The 21,933-nt window shown below is 58.3% G+C and carries 25 protein-coding genes; 1 reads left to right on the top strand and 24 read right to left on the bottom strand.

The window, feature by feature from the left end:
• Positions 1-124 precede the first annotated feature (124 nt).
• From der to trmJ, 19 genes are all read right to left on the bottom strand, one after another.
• Positions 125-1,594 carry a ribosome biogenesis GTPase Der gene (der, locus tag KVG95_RS02505; RefSeq protein ID WP_217854396.1) on the bottom strand — a complete coding sequence of 490 codons (1,470 nt, stop codon included), beginning with the start codon at positions 1,592-1,594 and terminating at the stop codon, positions 125-127.
• A 135-nt stretch (positions 1,595-1,729) separates the two neighbouring features.
• Positions 1,730-2,881 carry an outer membrane protein assembly factor BamB gene (bamB, locus tag KVG95_RS02510; RefSeq protein ID WP_032830306.1) on the bottom strand — a complete coding sequence of 384 codons (1,152 nt, stop codon included), beginning with the start codon at positions 2,879-2,881 and terminating at the stop codon, positions 1,730-1,732.
• The gene (locus tag KVG95_RS02515) at positions 2,874-3,515 is read right to left on the bottom strand and encodes a tetratricopeptide repeat protein (protein WP_052967495.1); all 642 of its coding nucleotides are present in this window, start codon (positions 3,513-3,515) and stop codon (positions 2,874-2,876) included. The genes bamB and KVG95_RS02515 overlap by 8 nt, the downstream gene beginning before the upstream one ends.
• A gap of 40 nt (positions 3,516-3,555) precedes the next feature.
• Positions 3,556-4,845: a histidine--tRNA ligase gene (gene hisS / locus KVG95_RS02520; RefSeq protein WP_052967496.1), complete on the bottom strand. Its 1,290-nt coding sequence runs from the start codon at positions 4,843-4,845 to the stop codon at positions 3,556-3,558.
• Positions 4,846-4,882: 37 nt separating this feature from the next.
• A complete protein-coding gene (ispG, locus tag KVG95_RS02525; RefSeq protein ID WP_007903603.1) occupies positions 4,883-5,992 on the bottom strand; it encodes a flavodoxin-dependent (E)-4-hydroxy-3-methylbut-2-enyl-diphosphate synthase in 1,110 nt (369 codons plus the stop codon).
• Between the two features lie 3 nt (positions 5,993-5,995).
• Positions 5,996-7,030: a RodZ domain-containing protein gene (locus KVG95_RS02530; protein WP_217854397.1), complete on the bottom strand. Its 1,035-nt coding sequence runs from the start codon at positions 7,028-7,030 to the stop codon at positions 5,996-5,998.
• Positions 7,030-7,788, bottom strand: a complete 759-nt coding sequence (gene pilW, locus KVG95_RS02535; RefSeq protein ID WP_007903601.1) for a type IV pilus biogenesis/stability protein PilW — start codon at positions 7,786-7,788, stop codon at positions 7,030-7,032. The genes KVG95_RS02530 and pilW overlap by 1 nt, the downstream gene beginning before the upstream one ends.
• 12 nt (positions 7,789-7,800) lie before the next feature.
• Positions 7,801-8,949: a dual-specificity RNA methyltransferase RlmN gene (gene rlmN / locus KVG95_RS02540; protein WP_007903600.1), complete on the bottom strand. Its 1,149-nt coding sequence runs from the start codon at positions 8,947-8,949 to the stop codon at positions 7,801-7,803.
• 28 nt (positions 8,950-8,977) lie between these two features.
• Positions 8,978-9,403 (bottom strand): nucleoside-diphosphate kinase, encoded by a 426-nt coding sequence (gene ndk, locus KVG95_RS02545; protein WP_007916882.1) that lies wholly within the window; start codon positions 9,401-9,403, stop codon positions 8,978-8,980.
• 92 nt (positions 9,404-9,495) lie between these two features.
• Entirely contained in the window at positions 9,496-9,696 is a 201-nt protein-coding gene (iscX, locus tag KVG95_RS02550; protein ID WP_038981733.1) for a Fe-S cluster assembly protein IscX, read from the bottom strand.
• A gap of 14 nt (positions 9,697-9,710) precedes the next feature.
• Positions 9,711-10,052, bottom strand: a complete 342-nt coding sequence (fdx, locus tag KVG95_RS02555; RefSeq protein WP_008014719.1) for an ISC system 2Fe-2S type ferredoxin — start codon at positions 10,050-10,052, stop codon at positions 9,711-9,713.
• The gene (hscA, locus tag KVG95_RS02560) at positions 10,052-11,917 is read right to left on the bottom strand and encodes a Fe-S protein assembly chaperone HscA (protein WP_038981731.1); all 1,866 of its coding nucleotides are present in this window, start codon (positions 11,915-11,917) and stop codon (positions 10,052-10,054) included. The genes fdx and hscA overlap by 1 nt, the downstream gene beginning before the upstream one ends.
• Positions 11,918-11,968: 51 nt before the next feature.
• Entirely contained in the window at positions 11,969-12,490 is a 522-nt protein-coding gene (gene hscB / locus KVG95_RS02565) for a co-chaperone HscB (protein ID WP_030129844.1), read from the bottom strand.
• A gap of 8 nt (positions 12,491-12,498) precedes the next feature.
• Positions 12,499-12,822 carry an iron-sulfur cluster assembly protein IscA gene (iscA, locus tag KVG95_RS02570; protein ID WP_007903589.1) on the bottom strand — a complete coding sequence of 108 codons (324 nt, stop codon included), beginning with the start codon at positions 12,820-12,822 and terminating at the stop codon, positions 12,499-12,501.
• Between the two features lie 34 nt (positions 12,823-12,856).
• A complete protein-coding gene (gene iscU, locus KVG95_RS02575) occupies positions 12,857-13,243 on the bottom strand; it encodes a Fe-S cluster assembly scaffold IscU (protein ID WP_003443374.1) in 387 nt (128 codons plus the stop codon).
• Positions 13,244-13,327: 84 nt separating this feature from the next.
• Complete coding sequence (locus KVG95_RS02580) at positions 13,328-14,542, bottom strand: IscS subfamily cysteine desulfurase (protein ID WP_052967501.1); 1,215 nt, start codon at positions 14,540-14,542, stop codon at positions 13,328-13,330.
• Between the two features lie 50 nt (positions 14,543-14,592).
• Positions 14,593-15,084, bottom strand: a complete 492-nt coding sequence (iscR, locus tag KVG95_RS02585) for a Fe-S cluster assembly transcriptional regulator IscR (protein WP_007903581.1) — start codon at positions 15,082-15,084, stop codon at positions 14,593-14,595.
• Between the two features lie 239 nt (positions 15,085-15,323).
• Positions 15,324-16,100, bottom strand: a complete 777-nt coding sequence (gene cysE, locus KVG95_RS02590) for a serine O-acetyltransferase (RefSeq protein ID WP_007903579.1) — start codon at positions 16,098-16,100, stop codon at positions 15,324-15,326.
• Positions 16,101-16,102: 2 nt separating this feature from the next.
• Positions 16,103-16,873, bottom strand: coding sequence for a tRNA (cytosine(32)/uridine(32)-2'-O)-methyltransferase TrmJ (trmJ, locus tag KVG95_RS02595; RefSeq protein WP_217854398.1), 771 nt, complete (start codon positions 16,871-16,873; stop codon positions 16,103-16,105).
• A gap of 146 nt (positions 16,874-17,019) precedes the next feature.
• Here trmJ and suhB point away from each other — a divergent pair, with 146 nt between their 5' ends.
• A complete protein-coding gene (gene suhB, locus KVG95_RS02600; protein ID WP_123358119.1) occupies positions 17,020-17,838 on the top strand; it encodes a type III secretion system regulator SuhB in 819 nt (272 codons plus the stop codon).
• A gap of 366 nt (positions 17,839-18,204) precedes the next feature.
• Here the strand turns inward: suhB and rplS are convergent, their stop codons facing one another.
• From rplS to ffh, 5 genes are all read right to left on the bottom strand, one after another.
• A complete protein-coding gene (gene rplS / locus KVG95_RS02605) occupies positions 18,205-18,555 on the bottom strand; it encodes a 50S ribosomal protein L19 (protein ID WP_003175895.1) in 351 nt (116 codons plus the stop codon).
• A gap of 45 nt (positions 18,556-18,600) precedes the next feature.
• The gene (trmD, locus tag KVG95_RS02610; protein WP_173667518.1) at positions 18,601-19,374 is read right to left on the bottom strand and encodes a tRNA (guanosine(37)-N1)-methyltransferase TrmD; all 774 of its coding nucleotides are present in this window, start codon (positions 19,372-19,374) and stop codon (positions 18,601-18,603) included.
• Positions 19,356-19,892 carry a ribosome maturation factor RimM gene (gene rimM, locus KVG95_RS02615; RefSeq protein ID WP_217854399.1) on the bottom strand — a complete coding sequence of 179 codons (537 nt, stop codon included), beginning with the start codon at positions 19,890-19,892 and terminating at the stop codon, positions 19,356-19,358. Before rimM ends, trmD begins: the two co-directional genes overlap by 19 nt.
• A 5-nt stretch (positions 19,893-19,897) precedes the next feature.
• Entirely contained in the window at positions 19,898-20,149 is a 252-nt protein-coding gene (rpsP, locus tag KVG95_RS02620) for a 30S ribosomal protein S16 (RefSeq protein ID WP_003198088.1), read from the bottom strand.
• 249 nt (positions 20,150-20,398) lie between these two features.
• Positions 20,399-21,775, bottom strand: coding sequence for a signal recognition particle protein (gene ffh / locus KVG95_RS02625; RefSeq protein ID WP_008014733.1), 1,377 nt, complete (start codon positions 21,773-21,775; stop codon positions 20,399-20,401).
• Positions 21,776-21,933: the final 158 nt, after the last annotated feature.

Raw genomic sequence — 21,933 nt, forward strand, 5'->3', positions numbered from 1 at the left:
TCTGTAACCCGATCCTGTGGGAGCGTGGCTTGCCCGCGATAGTCACGCCGCGGTGTTACAGGTACACCGCGTTATCGTTCATCGCGGGCAAGCCCGCTCCCACAGGAACCGGGTTAGCCATAAATCAACGCTTGTCGCGGCGCTTCTTGTCGGCTTTCTTGTGGTGCGACATCATCCGACGCTTCTTGTTGACCTGACGGTCGGTCAGCGAGTTCTTGTTGCCTTCATACGGGTTCTCACCGCCCTTGAACTCGATGCGGATCGGAGTACCGACCAGTTTGAGCACGCGACGGTAGGTGTTTTCCAGGTAACGGACGTAAGACTTCGGCACCTTCTCGATCTGGTTACCGTGAATCACGATGATCGGCGGGTTTGCACCACCCAAGTGGGCATAACGCAGCTTGATCCGGCGGTTGTTGACCATCGGTGGCGCGTGCTCGCCAACCGCATCTTCCAGAATCTGGGTCAGGCGGTTGGTCGGCCAGCGGGTGACCGCGGACTTGAACGAGTTCTGTACCGAGGCGTAGAGGTTGCCTACGCCAGTGCCGTGCAGGGCCGAGATGAAGTGGATGTCGGCGAAGTCGACGAAGAACAGTCGACGTTGCAGCTCGACCTTCACGAAGTCGCGCTCGCTCGGCGTCATGCCGTCCCACTTGTTGATCGCGATGACCAACGCACGACCGGCTTCAAGGGCAAAGCCCAGCAGGTTGAGGTCGTGGTCCACCACGCCTTCGCGGGCGTCCATCACGAAGATCACCACGTTGGCGTCTTTGATCGCTTGCAGGGTTTTGACCACGGAGAACTTTTCGACTTCTTCGTGGATCTTGCCGCGCTTGCGCACACCGGCGGTGTCGATCAGCGTGTACTTCTCTTCGTTACGTTCGAACGGGATGTAGATGCTGTCGCGGGTAGTGCCGGGCTGGTCATAAACGATGACCCGGTCTTCACCGAGCATGCGGTTGACCAGGGTCGACTTGCCAACGTTCGGACGGCCGATGATGGCGATCTTGATACCGTCTTTTTCGCTCGGGCCAGGAATGCGCTTGGCTTCCTCACCTTCGGCAACGATCTCCTCTTCGCCTTCTTCCGGTTCTTCGTCGTCTTTCGGGAAGTCGCTCAGGGCGATTTCCAGCATCTGGGTGATGCCACGACCATGAGCACCGGCGATCGGGATCGCGTGGCCCATGCCCAACGGGGCGAATTCGGCGCGGGCCATTTCAGGGTCGATGTTGTCGACCTTGTTGGCAACCACGTAAGAACGCTTGTTACGCTTGCGCAAGTGCTCGGCGATCATCTGGTCGGCCGCGGTGAAACCGGCCTTGGCATCTACCAGGAATAGAACGACATCCGCTTCTTCAATAGCCAGCAGCGACTGCTCGGCCATTTTTTCGTCCATACCGTGCTCGTCACCGGAGATACCGCCGGTGTCGACCAGAATGTAGGAACGCCCTTGCCACTTGGCCTCACCGTACTGGCGATCACGGGTCAGACCGGACAAGTCGCCGACGATGGCGTCACGAGTCCTGGTCAGGCGGTTGAACAAGGTGGACTTGCCGACGTTCGGTCGGCCCACCAGGGCGATTACGGGAACCATGCGGCTCTCCACTTCGTTATTTCAGAAAATACAAAAGCCGCTGCGAGGCAGCGGCTGGTGCTCGGGGCAGCGCCTGTTAGCGCTGCGAGCCCCGCAGAACGGGGCCGCTTGGGGGTTAAACCCCAAGCATAGTCTTTACTTAATGGTCAGGGCTTCCAGTTTGCCACTGTTGCCATACAGATAAATCGTGTCACCCACCACCAGCGGACGGGCACGCAGGCCGTCACTGTCGATGCGCTCGCGGCCGACGAAACGACCATCCACCTGACTCAGCAGGTGCAGGTAACCTTCCATATCACCGACTGCAACATAGCTGGAGAACACTTCCGGAGCCGACAGTTGACGGCGGGCCAGCGAATCGTTGCTCCACAAAGCCGTGGTAGAACGTTCGTCGACGCCTTCAACGGTGCCTGCGGACAGGCTCACGTAGACGCTGCCAAAACCCTGAGCAACGCCGGCATAGCTGGAAGCATCACGCTGCCAGAGCTGACGACCGCTTTCCAGGTCCAGTGCCGCGACACGACCCTGGTAGCTGGCGACATACAGTGTACCGCCGGACAACAGCAAGCCACCGTCGATATCGACCACACGCTCCAGTTCCGAACGACCTTGTGGAATCGCTACGCGTTGTTCCCATACCGGCACGCCGTTGGAAACATCCAGAGCGACCACTTTACCGGTCGACAGGCCAGCCACCGCGAGGCGGTTGGTGACGATCGGTGCGCTGGTGCCGCGCAGGGTCAGAACCGCCGGCGTGCTGTCATACAACCAGCGCTGGTTGCCGGTAGCGGCATCCAGACCGATCAGACGGTCATCCTGGGTCTGAACCACAACAACGTCACCGTTGGTGGCCGGCGGCGCGAGCACTTCACTGGTCACGCGAGCGCGCCATTTCTCTTCACCGCTGCTGGCGTCCAGAGCAACGATTTCGCCCTTGAGCGTGCCGATCATGACCAGACCGTAACCCACGCCAACGGCGCCGGAGACAGGCAGTTCGAGATCTTTCTTCCATTTGACGTCGCCATTGCTGCGATCCATCGCCATCACCACACCGGTGACGTCGGCGGCATAGATGGTATCGCCATCGATCGCCGGAACCAGCATGTTGTAGGTTTCGCCCTGACCGTCACCGATCGAACGACTCCACTGCTTTTGCAGAACCACTTCTTCTTTGAAGTCGGTCAACTCGGCCGGTGGCAATTCTTTTTTGCTGTTGCTGCTGCAACCCGCGGCCAATATGGCCAGAGCCAGCAATGCTGCATGTTTCCAACGGATCACGTCACGCATCCCCTTTGGCCAGGTCGTCCAGCTTGATTTGTAGGCCACCGACCGCCGCTTCATCCGACAGTGCCGCCTTGGCTTTTTGATACGCCGTGTTCGCTTCGTCGGTACGACCCAACTGCACCAGCAGGTCGCCTTTGAGTTCTTCGCGAGTGGCCAGGAAGGCTTTGTCGGCATCGCCTTCGAGCAGTTTCAGGGCTTCATCGACCTTGTTCTGCGCGGCCAGTACCTGCGCCAGGCGCTGACGAGCAATTTCGCCGAGTGCCGGATTGGCCGGTTTAGCGACAATGGCTTTCAGTTCGCTGGCTGCGTCGTCCAGCTTGCCGCTGTCGACCGCGACTTTCGCCACGAACAGGCTGCCGTATTGCGCGTAAGCGGTGCCGCCGAACTCAGCGTTGAGCTTGCCGGCCAGATCCGAAACACGTGCAGCATCAGGCTTGCCATCAGGCGTCAGCGTGGTTTCAAGCAATTGCTGATAGAGAATCGAGGCGCCTTGCGACTGATTGCTCTGATACTTCTGAAAGGCCTGCCAGCCGAACACGATGACCAGCGCCAACAGGCCGCCAGTGACCAGGGGCTTGCCGTTGCGTGTCCACCAGTCCTTCAACTCCGCCAGATGTTCGTCTTCGGTACTCGACACCCCAATACTCCTTAATCGCTAAATCGGCTGTTTGACAGCTTCAACCCTGCACGACGCAGGTGGCCAGGTGTGCAGCAAGCGCATCCCAGGCAATGCTTTGTTGTTCGCCCTGGCCACGCAGGGGTTTGAAACCTACCACTTGCTGGGCCATTTCGTCCTCACCGAGAATCAATGCGTACAGCGCACCGCTCTTGTCGGCTTTCTTGAACTGGCTTTTGAAGCTGCCGGCGCCGGCATTGACTTGCAGGCGCAGGTTGGGCAATTGATCACGAACACGTTCGCTCAGGGCCAGACCGGCCAGCTCGGCGGCTTCACCGAAGGCGCAGAGGTAGACATCGACCTGACGGGAGATTTCTTCAGGAATCTGCTCCAGGGTTTCAAGCAGCAGCACCAGACGCTCGATGCCCATGGCGAAGCCAACGCCCGTGGTCGGCTTGCCGCCCATCTGCTCCACCAGACCGTCGTAACGACCACCGGCACACACAGTGCCTTGGGCGCCCAACTTGTCGGTGACCCATTCGAAAACGGTCTTGCTGTAGTAATCCAGCCCGCGAACCAGCTTCGGGTTGATTACATAAGGAATGCCGGCGGCGTCCAGACGAGCCTTGAGGCCCTCGAAGTGCACGCGGGACTCTTCGTCGAGGTAGTCGGCCATTTTTGGCGCGTCGGCCAACGCCGCTTGAGTGTCAGGATTCTTGGTATCCAGAACCCGCAGCGGGTTGGTCTTCAGACGGCGCTGGCTGTCTTCGTCCAGTTGATCCAGGCGAGCGGACAGGTATTCGACCAGTGCTTCACGATAACGACCACGGGACTCGCTGGTACCCAGGCTGTTGAGTTCGAGCTTGACCGCATCGCGGATACCCAGCTCGCCCCACAGGCGCCAGGTCAGCACGATCAACTCAGCGTCGATGTCCGGACCGTCGAGGTTGAAGACTTCGCAACCGATCTGGTGGAACTGGCGATAACGACCTTTCTGTGGACGTTCGTGACGGAACATCGGGCCGATGTACCAGAGTTTCTGCACCTGACCGCCGCCGGTGATGCCGTGCTCGAGCACCGCACGCACGCAGGCCGCCGTGCCTTCAGGGCGCAGGGTCAGGGAATCGCCGTTGCGGTCATCGAAGGTGTACATCTCTTTTTCGACGATGTCGGTCACTTCACCGATGGAGCGTTTGAACAGCTCGGTGAACTCGACGATCGGCATGCGAATCTGCTTGTAACCGTAGTTATCCAGCAAACGCGAGACGGTGCCCTCGAAATGACGCCACAGGGGAGTCTGTTCGGGCAGGATGTCGTTCATGCCACGAATGGCTTGCAGAGACTTGCTCACTTAAAATCCTTAAATTCGTTCGGCTCTTTAGTCAGGGTCAGCCGCGAGCGATTACAGCTGCGTCGGCTTCGACCTTTTCGGCCGCTTTCTGGCGGATCAAGCGTTCAAGCTCATCCACCAGATTGTCATTAGTCAGTTTCTGCGACGGCTTGCCGTCGATGTAAATCAGGTTTGGCGTGCCGCCGGTCAAGCCGATATGGGCTTCCTTGGCTTCGCCCGGCCCGTTGACCACGCAACCGATCACCGCGACATCCAGCGGCACCAGCAGGTCTTCGAGACGCCCTTCCAGCTCGTTCATGGTTTTGACCACATCGAAGTTCTGCCGCGAGCAGCTCGGGCAGGCGATGAAGTTGATGCCACGGGAACGCAGGTGCAGGGATTTGAGAATGTCGTAGCCGACTTTCACTTCCTCGACCGGGTCGGCCGCCAACGAGATGCGAATAGTATCGCCAATCCCTTCGGCGAGCAGCATACCGAGGCCCACGGCGGATTTCACCGTGCCTGAACGCAAACCACCGGCTTCGGTAATCCCCAAGTGCAGCGGCTGGACGATTTCCTTGGCCAGCAAGCGGTAGGCGGCGACAGCCATGAACACGTCGGAGGCTTTCACGCTGACCTTGAAGTCCTGGAAATTCAGGCGCTCGAGGTGCTCAACGTGACGCAAGGCGGACTCGACCAGCGCAGCTGGAGTCGGCTCGCCATATTTCTTTTGCAGGTCTTTTTCCAGGGAGCCGGCGTTGACGCCGATGCGGATCGGAATCCCGCGATCACGGGCAGCATCGACCACCGCACGCACGCGGTCTTCACGACCGATATTGCCCGGGTTGATCCGCAGGCAATCCACGCCCAGTTCGGCTACGCGCAAAGCGATCTTGTAGTCGAAGTGGATGTCGGCCACCAATGGCACTTTGACCAACTGCTTGATCTTGCCGAAGGCTTCGGCGGCGTCCATGTCCGGCACGGAAACCCGCACGATATCGACGCCAGCGGCTTCCAGACGATTGATCTGGGCCACGGTGGCGGCCACGTCATTGGTGTCGCTGTTGGTCATGCTCTGCACAGCGATAGGCGCATCGCCGCCCACGGGCACGTTGCCGACCCAGATCTTGCGGGATTCGCGACGTTTGATTGGAGATTCGCCGTGCATGACTTATTGACCCAACTTCAGGCGAGCAGTCTCGCCACTGGTGAACGGAGCGACATCGACCACCTGCCCGTTGTAGCTGACCTGCGCACCACGGGCGAAGCCCAGACGCACGGTAAAAGGCGGTTTGCCGCTGACAGTAACATTTTCGCCTTTACGCTTGAGACCACTCAACAGCACCTTACCCGTGCCATCGGTTACTTGCGTCCAGCAATCGGCGGTGAATTGCAGTTGAACCTGGCCTTGGCCGGCCACCGCGGCTGCTGGAGCCGGGGCCGTCGGAGCAATCGGTGCAGTAACAACCGGTGCCGGTACAGCGGGAACAGCGGGGGCTGGTGTCGCCGGCGTCGTCGGTGTCGCGACAACCGGAGCAGTGCTGTGGGTTGCAGCCGCAGCTGTTACTGCTGGAGCCGCTGGCGCTGGAACCGCTGCGCTCGTTTCGACACTGACTGGCTCCTCGGCCGAAGTCTCGGACTGAGGCAGCGCAAGAGGCGTTTCACCTTCAACCTGACCTTGTGCAACGGCCTGGTCTTCCGGCTCGTCCAGTGGATGGATCTGGGTGGTGCCATCGGCGCCTTCGACTTCAACGTGTTCCGGAGCCAGGCCGGTCAGGTCCTTGGTGCGCAATGAGGTTTGATCCTGCCACCAGACAAAACCACCGCCAATCACCGCGAGCAGCAACAGCAGGCTGACAATTCGCAAAATGGTGTGGGAAACCCGAACCGGCTCTTCGATACGCCCCAGGCTATGGACGTTGCTGCCTTGGGAATCGGTACCGGTGGATTGGTCGAACTGCTGGACCAGAATGGTTTGGTCCATGCCGAGCAATTTGGCATACGCGCGAATATAGCCACGGGCAAAGGTGTGCCCAGGCAGCTTGTCGAAAGCGCCGGCTTCCAGATTACTCAGGGAATTGACGGTGAGGTTGAGCTTGAGGGCCACTTCGGCCAGCGACCAGCCATTGCTTTCGCGGGCCTGGCGCAAAGTCTCACCGGGGTTAACGCGATTCGCTGCTACAACTTCGGGATGCGCCGCTTTCATCATTGCTCCGACAGGTATTGCTGATATTCCGGCGTACCGGGATAGAGTCGTTTTAATTGCAGGCCAAAACTGGCGGCCTTGTCGCGATCTTCGAACACTTTTGCCAGCCGAACGCCGAGCAATAGACTACGTGCATTTTGTTCGGTGAGCAGGCTAAAACGGTCGTAATAGTCACGCGCGGGCACATAATGCCTGTCTTCGTAAGACAACTCAGCCATTTCCAGCAATGCACGTGGCTGTTGGCGATTCAAACGCAGGGCTTTTTCCAGTTGCTGACGGGCCAGATCACGCTGGCCAAGCTTTGAAGCGGTCATGCCCAGGTTTTCGAAAACCCGTGAACGCTCAGGATACAGGGTATCGGCGGCGGCCTGTTCGAAGCGTTCGTAAGCCTCTTTGTAACGTTTCTCTTCGAAAAGAAAACTGCCGTAGTTATTCAGGATTCGCGCATCGGCGGGACGAGAAGACAGTGCCTTGCGAAAATGCTGATCGGCCAGTTCAGGCTCCATCTCGGCCTGGAACACCAGCCCCAGAGCCGCGTTGGCGTCAGGATCCGAGCTATCCAGGTCCAAAGCCTTCTTCAACGGGACTTTGGCGCGCTCGGTCATGCCCTGCTGCAGATACCCCAGGCCCAGCTGCACGTAGGCGGCACGCGCTTCATCACGGCCCTTGCTGGTCTTCATCGGGTTGAAATCGCCCGACAGGACACAACCAGCACAGAGGCTGGCCAACAGCACAAGCAGCGCGAAGCGCAGGGACATAGAGATCCTCTCTTAATTATTGTTCGCGGCGTTTGTTGCGATATCGTTTTCGGCGCTCAATTCGCGCACGGCGATATAACGTTCGCTGCGACGGGTGCGATCCAGCACCTGCCCTACCAATTGGCCACACGCGGCATCGATGTCTTCACCGCGGGTGGTGCGTACGGTGACGTTGAAGCCTGCATGGTGAAGCTGATCCTGGAAACGGCGAATCGCGTTGTTGCTCGGGCGCTCGTAACCGGAATGCGGGAACGGGTTGAACGGAATCAGGTTGATCTTGCACGGGATGTTCTTGAGCAACTCGATCATCTCAACGGCATGTTCAACCTTGTCATTGATGTCCTTGAGCAAGGTGTACTCGATGGTCAGCACGCGCTTTTCGCCCAGGGACGACATGTAGCGCTGGCACGACTCGAGCAGCATCTTAAGCGGATATTTCTTGTTGATCGGCACCAATTGGTTACGCAATGCGTCGTTTGGTGCGTGCAGCGACAACGCCAGGGACACATCGATGTGCTTGGACAGCTCATCGATCATCGGCACCACGCCCGAAGTGGACAGGGTTACGCGGCGCTTGGAGATCCCGTAGCCCAGGTCATCCATCATCAGATGCATGGCGGCCACGACGTTGTCGAAGTTCAGCAGCGGCTCACCCATGCCCATCATCACCACGTTGGTGATGGCACGGTCGGCGGTCGCCGGGATGCTGCCGAACGATTTATTGGCAATCCACACCTGACCGATCACTTCGGCGGCGGTGAGGTTGCTGTTGAAACCTTGCTTGCCGGTGGAGCAGAAACTGCAATCCAGGGCACAGCCTGCCTGGGACGAAACGCACAGAGTGCCGCGTTTGCCCTGGGGAATGTACACGGTCTCGACGCAGCTACCGGACGCCACGCGCACCACCCACTTACGGGTGCCATCGGTGGAGATGTCCTCGCTGACCACTTCGGGGCCGCGGACTTCAGCAATGGCCTTGAGCTTGTCGCGCAAGGCCTTGCTGACGTTCGTCATGGCGTCGAAATCATCAACGCCAAGGTGGTGAATCCATTTCATTACCTGACCGGCACGGAAACGCTTCTCCCCGATTGAGTCGAAGAATTTTTCCATTTCCTGTTGAGTCAGACCCAGCAGGTTGGTTTTTACAGTCGATGTAGTCATGGATTCACCTTCACTCTTAAGCCAATGCTTAGCGAGTGGTTACTTCAGTAGCTGCGAAGAAGTACGAGATTTCGCGAGCAGCAGCGGCTTCGGAGTCCGAACCGTGTACAGCGTTGGCGTCGATGGAATCAGCGAAGTCAGCGCGGATGGTGCCGGCAGCAGCTTCTTTAGGGTTGGTAGCGCCCATCAGCTCACGGTTCAGAGCGATAGCGTTTTCGCCTTCCAGAACCTGAACGACAACCGGACCGGAGATCATGAAAGCAACCAGGTCGCCGAAGAAACCACGAGCGCTGTGCTCAGCGTAGAAGCCTTCAGCTTCAGCTTTGGACAGTTGCTTCAGTTTCGAAGCTACAACGCGCAGGCCAGCTTTTTCGAAACGAGTGGTGATCTCGCCGATAACGTTTTTTGCAACAGCGTCAGGCTTGATGATGGAGAAAGTACGTTGAACAGCCATGGTGTAACTCCAGAAACGGTAATTTGCGAAAAATTAAACCCGCGAATTATACGCGGGTTCTTTGGTATTGCCTAACTGCGTACGGTGCAGATTCAGTCTGCTTCTTCGATCCAGGCGGCCTGAATGGCTTCAAGCACCTTCTCGCCACCGCGGGTCGGATCATCACTGAACTCCGGCAATGCCAGCACCCATTTGTGCAGATCGACGAAGTTCACGTAACGCGGATCCACTTCCGGCTTGGCTTCAGCCAGCTGGATCGCGATTTCAAGCACATCAACCCATTTCAGACTCATGTCGGTTCCTTGAATCAGTGCGGCGCTTCGGCTGCATGGTTGAGCGAGTATTTCGGAATTTCGACAGTCAGGTCTTCAGTCCCGACGATCGCCTGACAGCCCAGACGCGATTGCGCTTCCAGACCCCAGGCCCGATCAAGAAAGTCTTCCTCCAGCTCGTCAGCCTCTTCCAGCGAGTCAAAGCCTTCGCGGATGATGCAATGGCAGGTAGTGCAAGCGCAGACGCCGCCACAGGCGCTTTCCATCTCAATATGGTGTTCGTGGGCCAGCTCGAGAATGGAAATACCGGGTTCAGCCTCTACAACCATGCCTTCCGGGCAGAACTTCTCGTGTGGCAGAAAAATGACCTGCGGCATCAGTTATCCTCGATTTCATTCAGGTTGCGCCCCGCCAGAGCGGCTTTCACCGTCGAATCCAGGCGGCGGGCAGCAAAGGCATCGGTCACCTGCGACAGACGCTTGGTCTGCTGCTCGATGGCGTAACCATCGGTGCCTTTCATCAATTCGGTCAGTTCCTGCATTTGCAATTCGATGACCATGCGCTCTTCGGCGTCGAGCAGGCGTTCGCCGTCAACCTCCAGAGCACCCTGCACCGCTTCGATCAGGCGCTGGGCATCGACCTGCTGCTCACGCAATACGCGGGCGACTTTATCGTCGTTGGCGTGCTGGAACGAATCCTTGAGCATTTTGGCGATTTCGCCGTCGGTCAGGCCGTAGGACGGCTTGACCTGGATGCTGGCTTCGACGCCCGAACCCAATTCGCGGGCCGAGACACTGAGCAGACCGTCGGCGTCGACCTGGAAGGTCACGCGAATCTTCGCCGCACCGGCCACCATCGCCGGAATACCGCGCAATTCGAAGCGTGCCAGGGAGCGGCAGTCGCTGATCAGCTCGCGCTCGCCCTGCAATACGTGGATCGCCATGGCCGACTGGCCATCTTTATAAGTCGTGAAGTCCTGGGCGCGGGCGACGGGGATGGTGGTGTTGCGCGGAATCACCTTCTCCATCAGGCCGCCCATGGTTTCCAGCCCCAGGGACAACGGAATCACGTCGAGCAACAGCAGTTCGCCGCCGTCACGCTTGTTGCCGGCCAGGGTATCGGCCTGGATCGCGGCACCGATGGCGACGACTTGATCCGGATCGATTTCGGTCAGCGGTTCGCGACCGAAGGCGTGCGCAACAGCTTCACGGACGCGAGGCACGCGGGTCGAGCCGCCGACCATGACCACAGCGTGAACGTCCTCCAGCTCGATGCCGGAATCACGCACCGCGCGGCGGCAGGCTTTCAAGCTGCGAGCGACCATCGGCTCGATCAGCGCATTGAAGGCTTCACGGGTCAGCTCGGCCTTCCAGTCGCCATAAGCAACTTCGACGGACGAGCAGTTGGTCAGGGCTTCTTTGGCCGCACAGGCGGTTTGTAGCAGATGGCGCTGTGTACCCGGATCGAGGTCGGCCGACAAACCGGCACCCTCAATAATCCAGCCTGCAATGGCGTGATCGAAGTCATCGCCACCCAGGGCACTGTCGCCGCCGGTAGCCAGCACTTCGAAGACACCGCCGGTCAGGCGCAGAATCGAAATATCGAAGGTGCCGCCGCCCAGATCATAAATCGCGACCAGGCCTTCGGCGTGCTGATCCAGACCGTAAGCGACCGCGGCGGCGGTTGGCTCATTGAGCAAACGCAGCACGTTCAGACCGGCCAGCTTGGCCGCATCCTTGGTGGCTTGACGCTGAGCATCATCGAAATAGGCCGGAACGGTGATCACCGCGCCAACCAATTCGCCACCCAAAGTCGCTTCAGCACGCTGACGCAGCACCTTGAGGATATCGGCGGAAACTTCGACCGGGCTTTTCGGGCCTTGCACCGTGTCGATGAACGGCATGTGCGACTCGCCGTCGACAAAACGGTACGGCAGCTGATCGCCCAATTGCTTGACGTCGGACAGACCACGACCCATCAAGCGCTTGACCGACAGCACGGTGTTCAAAGGATCGGACGCGGCGGCCAGTTTGGCCGACTCGCCGACTTCGACGTGATCGGCGTGATAGCGCACGGCAGACGGCAGGATGACCTGCCCTTGCGCGTCGGCCAGAGGCTCGGAAAGACCACTGCGCAACGCAGCGACCAGCGAATTGGTAGTGCCCAAGTCGATCCCCACAGCCAGACGACGCTGGTGCGGTTGAGGACTTTGGCCGGGTTCGGCGATCTGCAGTAGGGCCATCGTTATCAGGACTTATCTGTATATCAGGCGTGCGACCGGAGCGGCACTGGGTTAATCGTCGAGGCGCTCTTCTAACTGGCGCACTTCGTAGGTGAGCTTGTCGAGGAACTGCATGCGCCGCATCAGGCGTTCGGCCTGTTCACGTTGCGCTGCATCATCCCAACAGGCTGCGAAGCTTTCGTTCAGTTCATCCTGCGCGGTCTTCAGGCGACGCTTGAACACTGCAACACCCGCCAGGTCGGCGCTGTCTTGCAGGTCTTCGAGCTCTTCACGCAACTCCATCTGTTGCAGAAGAAACTCCGGATCATGCACCGTGACCTCCAGCGGCAGCTCGCGACCGCCCATGGCGAGCAAGTAGCGCGCGCGTTTGGGGGGGCTTTTGAGCGTCTGGTAGGCCTCGTTGAGACTCGCGGATTGCTCGAGCGCCAGCCGCTGCTCACGCTCGGAAGCGTCTGCAAAGCGGTCCGGATGAACACCGCGCGCCAACTCACGGTAGCGCGTGGCCAACTGCTCAAGATCCAGACGGAAGCTCGGCTGCAGTTCAAATAAAGCGAAATGACAAGGAGTTCCCACAAGCAGCCTCAGATGTTGAAGCTTTCGCCGCAGCCACATTCACCGCGCACGTTGGGGTTGTTGAACTTGAAGCCTTCGTTCAACCCTTCCTTGACGAAATCGAGTTCGGTGCCGTCCAGGTAGGCGAGGCTTTTCGGGTCGATGATCACTTTCTCGCCGTGACTTTCGAACACTTGATCCTCTGCCACTACCTCGTCGACAAACTCCAGCACGTAGGCAAGGCCGGAACAGCCTGTGGTGCGAACACCCAGACGAATCCCTTCACCTTTGCCGCGCCCGTTGAGGGAGCGTCGCACGTGTTGAGCAGCCGCTTCTGTCATGCTGATAGCCATCGGTGACTCCTTACTCGTCGCCAAATCTTGAAAGTCAGATCAAGCCTTTCTTCTGCTTGTAGTCGCGAACGGCCGCTTTGATAGCGTCTTCAGCAAGTACGGAGCAGTGAATTTTTACTGGCGGCAGAGCCAGTTCTTCGGCCAGCTGAGTGTTTTTGATGGTCTCTGCTTCATCCAGAGTCTTGCCTTTCATCCACTCGGTTGCCAGGGAGCTGGAGGCGATCGCCGAACCGCAACCGTAAGTCTTGAACTTGGCGTCTTCGATGATGCCTTGTTCGTTGACCTTGATCTGCAGGCGCATCACGTCGCCGCACGCCGGAGCGCCGACCATGCCGGTGCCGACATCAGGATCTTCCGCGTCCATCTTGCCGACGTTGCGCGGGTTCTCGTAGTGGTCGATGACCTTTTCGCTGTAAGCCATGATTCTTAATCCTCACTCATCAGAGAGTCGCTCTTAAGCCCTGCGAACCGTAGTTTTACAGGGCCGGTTTGCGGCGACTTGAAATCAGTGTGCCGCCCACTCGATTTTCGAAATGTCGACACCGTCTTTGTACATGTCCCACAGCGGCGACAGAGTGCGCAGCTTGGTAACGGCCTCGCAGACTTTCTGCGCGGCGTAGTCGATTTCTTCTTCGGTGGTGAAACGGCCGAAGGTAAAGCGAATCGAGCTGTGTGCCAGTTCGTCGTTGCGGCCCAGGGCGCGCAGTACATACGAAGGCTCAAGCGATGCCGAGGTGCAGGCCGAACCGGACGAAACCGCCAGATCCTTGAGCGCCATGATCAGCGACTCGCCTTCAACGTAGTTGAAGCTCAGGTTCAGGTTGTGCGGTACGCGGGCGGTCATGCTGCCATTGACGTACAGCTCTTCTAGGCCTTCGACCTGCTTGAAGAAACGGTCGCTCAGGGCTTTGATGCGTACGTTCTCGGCAGCCATGTCTTCCTTGGCTACACGGAAAGCTTCGCCCATGCCCACGATCTGGTGGGTCGCCAGGGTGCCGGAACGCATGCCACGTTCGTGACCGCCGCCGTGCATGGTCGCTTCGATGCGAACACGCGGCTTGCGGCTGACGTACAGTGCGCCGATGCCTTTAGGGCCGTAGGTTTTATGGGCAGAGAACGACATCATGTCGACTTTCAGTTTCGACAGATCGATCTCGACCTTGCCGGTGGACTGAGCAGCGTCGACGTGGAACAGAATCCCCTTGGAGCGGGTCAGTTCGCCGATGGCCGCGATGTCGTTGATGGTGCCGATTTCGTTGTTCACATGCATGATCGACACCAGGATGGTGTCGTCGCGCAGGGCAGCTTCAACCATCTCTGGAGTAACCAGACCATCTTCGCGAGGATCGAGGTAGGTCACTTCGAAACCTTCACGCTCCAGTTGGCGCATGGTGTCGAGGACAGCCTTGTGCTCAATCTTGGTGGTGATCAGGTGCTTGCCTTTGGTGGAGTAGAAATGCGCCGCACCCTTGATTGCCAGGTTGTCGGACTCGGTGGCACCGGAGGTCCAGACGATTTCACGCGGGTCGGCGTTAACCAGGTCAGCGACCTGACGACGAGCGTTCTCGACGGACTCTTCAGCTTTCCAGCCGAACACGTGGGAACGGGACGCCGGGTTACCGAAGTTTCCGTCGACCAGCAGGCATTCACTCATCTTTTGCGCGACACGTGGATCAACCGGGGTCGTCGCAGAGTAATCAAGGTAAATCGGCAATTTCATGGACTATCTCCTAAATCAGGCTGGCTGGCGTGCCGCTAGCTCTTTGGCTGTCATTCGACGGCGGACGCTTCAATCTTGTCCAGGCGTGGCGCCTTGCTGTTGCAACGACGCTGGTCCTGACGCTGGGCTACTTCTTGCACCTCACGGCGAGTTACAAGGTCAGCCAAGCTGATACCGCTCAGAAATTCGTGAATCTGCAGGCTCAGATCGCACCACAAGTGGTGGGTCAAGCAGGTGTCGCCTTGATGGCAATCACCTTGGCCCTGGCATTTGGTTGCATCGACCGATTCGTTGACCGCATCGATCACCTGGGCGACCTGGATGCCCTGCATGTCTCGGGACAGCTGGTAACCACCGCCTGGACCGCGAACACTGGAAACCAGATTGCTGCGGCGCAATTTGGCAAAAAGCTGCTCGAGGTAGGACAGGGAGATGCCTTGGCGCTCGGAGATATCGGCCAGGGACACCGGCCCGTGCTGCGCGTGCAACGCCAGGTCAAGCATGGCGGTCACGGCGTATCGGCCTTTTGTAGTCAGTCGCATGGACAATTACCACGGAGTTCGGAATGGGGCGAGTATGCAATTCCCGAGTATTTAAGTCAACTATAAGACCTAGTACTTTACTCAGGTTTACCCGCAAAAGAGCGCGCGCATCATAGCAAAGGCTGACCGCGTACAGCCAGCAATTGCGCGCTATCGTTCTTCGCGGGCAAGCCTCGCTCCTACATGGGTTGCGCGAATCCTGTAGGAGCGAGGCTTGCCCGCGAAGAAACTGACACGGTCTAGCTGGCCTGGCTCTGATCCTTGTCCTTCACACAGGCAAAGTCTTCTTCGCGCAGTTCAGGCAGATCTTTCGCACAGTAATTGCTGCCCAGGTCCTTCAGCGCCCCGCACATCCCTTCAAGTCGACCATCTACAGCCTGCAGATGATCGAGCAACTGGTTAATGGCTCGGGCCACCGGGTCCGGCATGTCTTCACCAACACCGTAGGCATCGAAACCGATCTTCTCGGCCATGGCCTTGCGCTTGGCGTCCTGCTCTTCATCTGACTTGACGATGATCCGCCCCGGAATCCCTACCACCGTCGCCCCGGGCGGAACCGCCTTGGTGACCACGGCATTGGAACCCACCTTGGCTCCGGCACCCACCGTAAACGGGCCGAGCACCTTGGCGCCCGCCCCGACCACCACGCCGTCTTCCAGAGTCGGGTGACGCTTGCCCTTGTTCCAGCTGGTGCCGCCAAGGGTCACGCCTTGATACAGGGTGACATCGTTGCCGATCTCAGCGGTCTCACCGATAACAATGCCCATGCCATGGTCGATAAAGAAGCGACGACCGACCTTGGCACCCGGATGAATCTCGATCCCGGTCAACCAGCGACCGAAGTTCGATACCAGCCGCGCCAGCCATTTCCAGCCCATGCCCCACAACGCTGACGACAGGCGATGGATCCAGATGGCATGCATGCCCGGGTAGCACGTCAGAACCTCAAAAGCATTACGCGCCGCTGGGTCACGATGGAAAACACTTTGGATATCTTCACGCAAACGCTCGAACATCATTAATCCTTCCGCTTTAGAAGCTCACCACGGGCCGCCTTCTGGGTTTCCGTGAGGATGCCACGCAATATATTCATTTCCGCCCGACTGACCGAGCTGCGTCCGTACAACCGGCGCAGACGCGCCATCAAGTGCCGTGGTTTTTCCGGGTCGAGAAATTCGATGGCCACCAGCGTCTGCTCCAGGTGTTCATAGAATCGCTCCAGCTCATCCATGGTCGCCAGCTCACCACTTTTGGTGGATGCCACTTCATCCTTCTCGACCTTGCTCGGCTGACCAGCAGCCGCCAACCAGGACATGCGCACTTCATAGCTCAGCACCTGCACCGCCGCCCCAAGGTTCAGCGAACTGAACTCAGGGTCTGATGGGATGTGCACGTGATAATGACATCGCTGCAGCTCCTCATTGGTCAGGCCGGAATCTTCACGACCGAACACCAATGCGATCTCGGCACCCTGCTCCGCCTCCTCGACCACCTTCACACCACATTCGCGGGGATCGAGTAACGGCCAGGGAATGCGACGATCACGAGCACTGGTACCGAGCACCAGATTGCAGCCGACCAAGGCATCTTCCAGGGTGGCGACGACCTGAGCATTTTCAAGGATATCACCGGCGCCGGACGCACGTGCATCGGCCTCGTGATGCGGGAACAACCGCGGTTCGACCAGCACCAGCCGCGACAGGCCCATGTTCTTCATGGCACGCGCAGCCCCGCCGATATTCCCGGGGTGACTGGTATTGACCAGGACGACACGAATGTTTTGCAGCAAGGGAGGCGCTCTCGAACACAGAATTAGGGAGCAGAATCTTACAGTTCATCCTACCGTTAAGCTACGAAAGCGAACACCGACCTTCACCTGTAGAAACTTTCTGATAGAATGCCCGGCTTTCTTTAACAACCTTAGGTGACACATCCATGCAGCCCATGCTGAATATCGCGCTGCGCGCCGCCCGCAGCGCCAGTGAATTGATTTTCCGCTCCATCGAGCGCCTGGATACCATCAAGGTCGACGAAAAAGACGCCAAGGATTATGTATCCGAAGTGGATCGCGCCGCCGAACAGAAAATCATCGATGCGCTGCGCAAGGCCTACCCTAATCACTCGATCATGGGTGAAGAAACCGGCATGCACGCCGGTAGCGGCATCGAAGGCGAAGAGTACCTGTGGATTATCGATCCACTGGATGGCACCACCAACTTCCTGCGCGGCATTCCTCACTTCGCTGTCAGCATCGCCTGCAAATACCGCGGTCGCCTGGAACACGCCGTTGTTCTGGACCCGGTTCGCCAGGAAGAATTCACCGCCAGCCGTGGTCGCGGCGCCCAACTGAACGGTCGTCGCCTGCGCGTCAGCGGCCGCACCAGCCTGGACGGCGCCCTGCTGGGTACCGGCTTCCCGTTCCGCGACGAGCAAATGGACAACCTCGACAACTACCTGGGCATGTTCCGCGCCCTGGTAGGCCAGACCGCCGGCATCCGCCGCGCTGGCGCAGCGAGTCTGGACCTGGCCTACGTGGCTGCCGGCCGTTTCGATGCATTCTGGGAGTCAGGCCTGTCCGAATGGGACATGGCTGCAGGCGCCCTGCTGATCCAGGAAGCTGGCGGCTTGGTGAGCGACTTCACCGGCGGTCACGACTTCCTTGAGAAAGGCCACATCGTTGCCGGTAACACCAAGTGCTTCAAGGCAGTATTGACGGCGATCCAGCCGCACCTGCCAGCTTCGCTTAAGCGCTAAACGCAAAAGCACCTCAAGAAAACGCCCCGACTTGTTCGGGGCGTTTTTTTTGCGCAGAAAAAGACGAAAAAGACTTTTCCCACCAACACGAGACCGGGAATAGGCCGAACAACTAACGCCAGTCAGCCAATTGTGGGAGCGGACTTGCTCGCGAAGGCGATATGCCAGGCAACATTGATGTCGACTGATACTGCCTCTTCGCGAGCAAGCCCGCTCCCACAGGGATTGCACCTAACTGATTGGCACTGGACTGTGTGACCACTTTAGAAGCACCCATAACGAAAAATGCCCCGCATCTTTCGATACGAGGCATTTTCTTGAATCGCCAGCCTGAACAGGCTGGCGTTTCGGCATCGGAAGCTGGACTTAAGCCAGTTTTTCCTTGATGCGAGCTGCTTTACCGGACAGGTCACGCAGGTAGTACAGCTTGGCTTTACGTACGTCACCGCGACGCTTAACGGCCATGCTGTCGATTTGCGGGCTGTAGGTCTGGAAAGTACGCTCTACGCCAACACCATTGGAGATTTTACGAACGGTGAAAGCACTGTTTACGCCACGGTTACGCTTGGCGATAACTACGCCTTCGAACGCTTGCAGACGCGAACGATCGCCTTCCTTCACTTTCACCTGAACGACAATGGTGTCGCCCGGGGCAAAGGTAGGGATCTCTTTGGTCATCTGCTCTGCTTCGAGTGCAAGGATGATTTTGTTAGTCATGCTGTGCTCCTAAGGTAAATCGTCGGATCTACCATCGATACGTTGTTAACTATCGTCCCGCTCGCGGATGTATTCCTCGAGCAGCTTCTTCTCTTCTCCAGAAAGCGAGCGGCTTTCCAGAAGATCGGCGCGTCGTTCAAAGGTCCTACCAAGGGACTGCTGTAAACGCCAACGCCGGATATGCGCGTGATTGCCACTTAGCAATACGTCGGGAACACGCTGATCCGCATACACCTCCGGTCGGGTGTAGTGCGGGCAATCCAGCAAACCATCCGTAAAGGAATCTTCCTCGGCGGAGTCCGCATGCCCTAAAGCTCCAGGCAGCAGTCGTGTAACCGCATCGATCAGGACCATCGCCGGCAGCTCACCGCCAGACAGTACATAGTCGCCAATCGACCACTCTTCATCGACATGAGCATCAATAAAACGCTCGTCAATGCCTTCATAGCGGCCGGCAATCAGGATCAATGCATCCAGATTCGCCAACTCGCGTACCGCCGACTGAGTCAGTTGACGGCCTTGGGGGGACAGGTAAATTACCTTCGCCGCCTCCCCGGCTGCTGCCTTGGCCTGAACCAACGCATCTTCCAGGGGCTTGATCTTCATCACCATGCCCGGACCACCGCCAAATGGGCGATCATCCACAGTGTGATGTCGATCCGTCGTGTAGTCTCGCGGATTCCAACAGGTAAGCTGCAACAGCCCCTGCTTCACCGCCCGACTGGTGATGCCGTACTCGCTGATGGCGGAGAACATCTCGGGAAACAAACTGATCACTTCTACGCGCAGGTTAGCCACGTTTAGAAGTCCGCATCCCATTCCACCTTCATCTCGCCTGCGGCAAGGTCGACAACCAACACGCATTGCTCCGTATAGGGCAACAGGCGTTCGCGATCATCCAGGCTGCCAGCGCAAGGCTTGACCACCATTACATCATTGGCGCCGGTTTCCAGAAGATGATCGATTTTCCCGAGCAATTGCCCAAGTTGATCAATAACCTTCAGACCTTCCAGCTGGTACCAGTAGTACTCGCCGTCGGTCAATTCAGGGAACAGGTTGCGCGGCACACAGATCTCATAACCAGCCAGAAGACGTGCTTCTTCACGATCATCAAGACCCTTGAGCTTTGCGACCAGGAACTTGTCGCTCCCACGTCCGCTGACCAGCTCGACCTGTTTCACATTGCCTTCGCGCTTGAGCGTCCAGGTTTTGTACTGCAACAGGTTTTCAGTCGGATCAGTAAAGGAATACACCTTCACTTCGCCGCGAACGCCATGAACAGAATAAATTTTGCCAATAACGATCAAATCATCGGCAACAGCTGGCGTCGCGTTCATATTGCTCAGGCCGCAGCCTTAGCAGATTCCTTCAGCAACTGAGCAACGCGCTCAGAAGGTTGTGCACCAACGCTCAGCCAGTAGGCTACGCGCTCTTGGTTCACGGACAGACGAACTTCTTGACCACGAGCAACAGGGTTGAAGAAACCAACCTGTTCCTTGTGCGAACCGTCGCGCGGGTTGCGGCTGTCGGTTACGGTCAAGTGGTAAAACGGGCGCTTTTTGGAGCCGCCAAGGGCAAGACGGATTGTTAGCATGTGAACATCGTTCCTGTAGTCGGTGCTGCAAATCTAAAGGCACAGCGGGCATAGGTGCCCGAAAGGCCGCATATTCTAAGGAATATCCGGACTTTTGCAAATGTCTTTTTCCGGCGGCCTATCGGTCGCCATGCAGATTTGCTATAGAGCCGTCGTTGAAAACGGCCAGTCAGCTCCCGCCAAGTGCGGGTTTGCTGGAGATCCCACTTCCTTGTGGGAGATGCAAGGGCAAGCCCTTGCGTAAATACTTTACATTTTCGGCATGCCGCCGCCGGGCAACATACCGCCCATGCCGCGCATCATTTTGGCCATTCCGCCTTTCGCGGAGAACTTCTTCATCATCTTCTGCATCTGCTTGTGCTGCTTGATCAAGCGACCGATGTCCTGCACCTGAGTGCCGGAACCCATGGCGATCCGGCGCTTGCGCGAACCGCTGATCAGCTCAGGGTCGCGGCGCTCGGCCGGGGTCATGGAGTTGATGATGGCTTCCATCTGCTTGAACTGCTTCTCTGCCGCGCCCTGGGCATTACCCATTTGCGCCAGATTCACACCGCCGATGTTCGGCAGTTTGTCCATGAGGCCGCCGAGGCCGCCCATGTTCTTCATCTGTTGCAGCTGATCGCGGAAGTCTTCAAGGTCGAAGCCCTTGCCCTTCTTCAGCTTCTTGGCCAGTTTATCGGCCTTGTCTTTGTCGAGGGTCTGTTCGGCCTGCTCGATCAGGCTGAGCACGTCGCCCATGCCGAGGATGCGCGAAGCGATACGCTCAGGATGGAACGGTTCGAGCGCTTCGCTCTTCTCGCCCATACCGATGAACTTGATCGGCTTGCCAGTGATGGCACGTACCGACAGCGCGGCACCGCCACGGGCATCGCCGTCGACCTTGGTCAGGATCACACCGGTCAGCGGCAGTGCATCGCCGAAGGCCTTGGCCGTGTTGGCGGCGTCCTGGCCGGTCATGGCATCGACCACGAACAGGGTTTCGACCGGATTGATCGCGGCGTGCAGGGCCTTGATCTCGCCCATCATCTCTTCGTCGATGTGCAGACGACCGGCGGTATCGACGATGACCACGTCGATGAATTTCAGCTTTGCTTCTTTAATAGCTGCTTGCGCGATGTCGACCGGCTTCTGGCTCAGGTCGGACGGGAAGAAGGTAACGCCAACTTCACCCGCGAGCATTTCAAGCTGCTTGATCGCCGCCGGACGGTAAACGTCCGCGGACACGACCATGACCGACTTCTTCTTGCGCTCTTTAAGGAAGCGCGCGAGTTTGCCGGCGGTGGTGGTTTTACCCGCACCCTGCAAACCGGCCATCAACACGACGGCAGGAGGAACGGCGCTCAGGTTCAAGTCTTCGTTGGCCGCGCCCATCAGGCTTTCGAGTTCGGCCTGGACGATTTTCACGAAGGCCTGGCCCGGCGTCAGGCTGCGCGACACCTCGGTGCCAACAGCGCGCTCCTTGACCGAGTTGACGAAGTCTTTGACCACCGGCAAGGCGACGTCGGCTTCAAGCAACGCCATGCGCACTTCACGCAGGGTGTCTTTGATGTTGTCTTCGGTCAGCTTGGCTTTGCCGGTGACATGGCGCAGCGTCTGCGAGAGACGGTCGGTTAAGTTTTCAAACATTGCGCGATCCTTTCAGGCCCTGTGTAGACCGGGATAATGGCGGCCCAGACCGGAATAAACATGTGCTCGGCGAGCCTGCGGCGTGGGCAGGTCGCGGATTATAGCGAAGACTGCGTCTGGCGGACACCTCGCCGTCAGGTTGCATGGTCTTTCGTGCT

This window comes from Pseudomonas farris, assembly GCF_019145235.1.
GTDB lineage: Bacteria > Pseudomonadota > Gammaproteobacteria > Pseudomonadales > Pseudomonadaceae > Aquipseudomonas > Aquipseudomonas farris.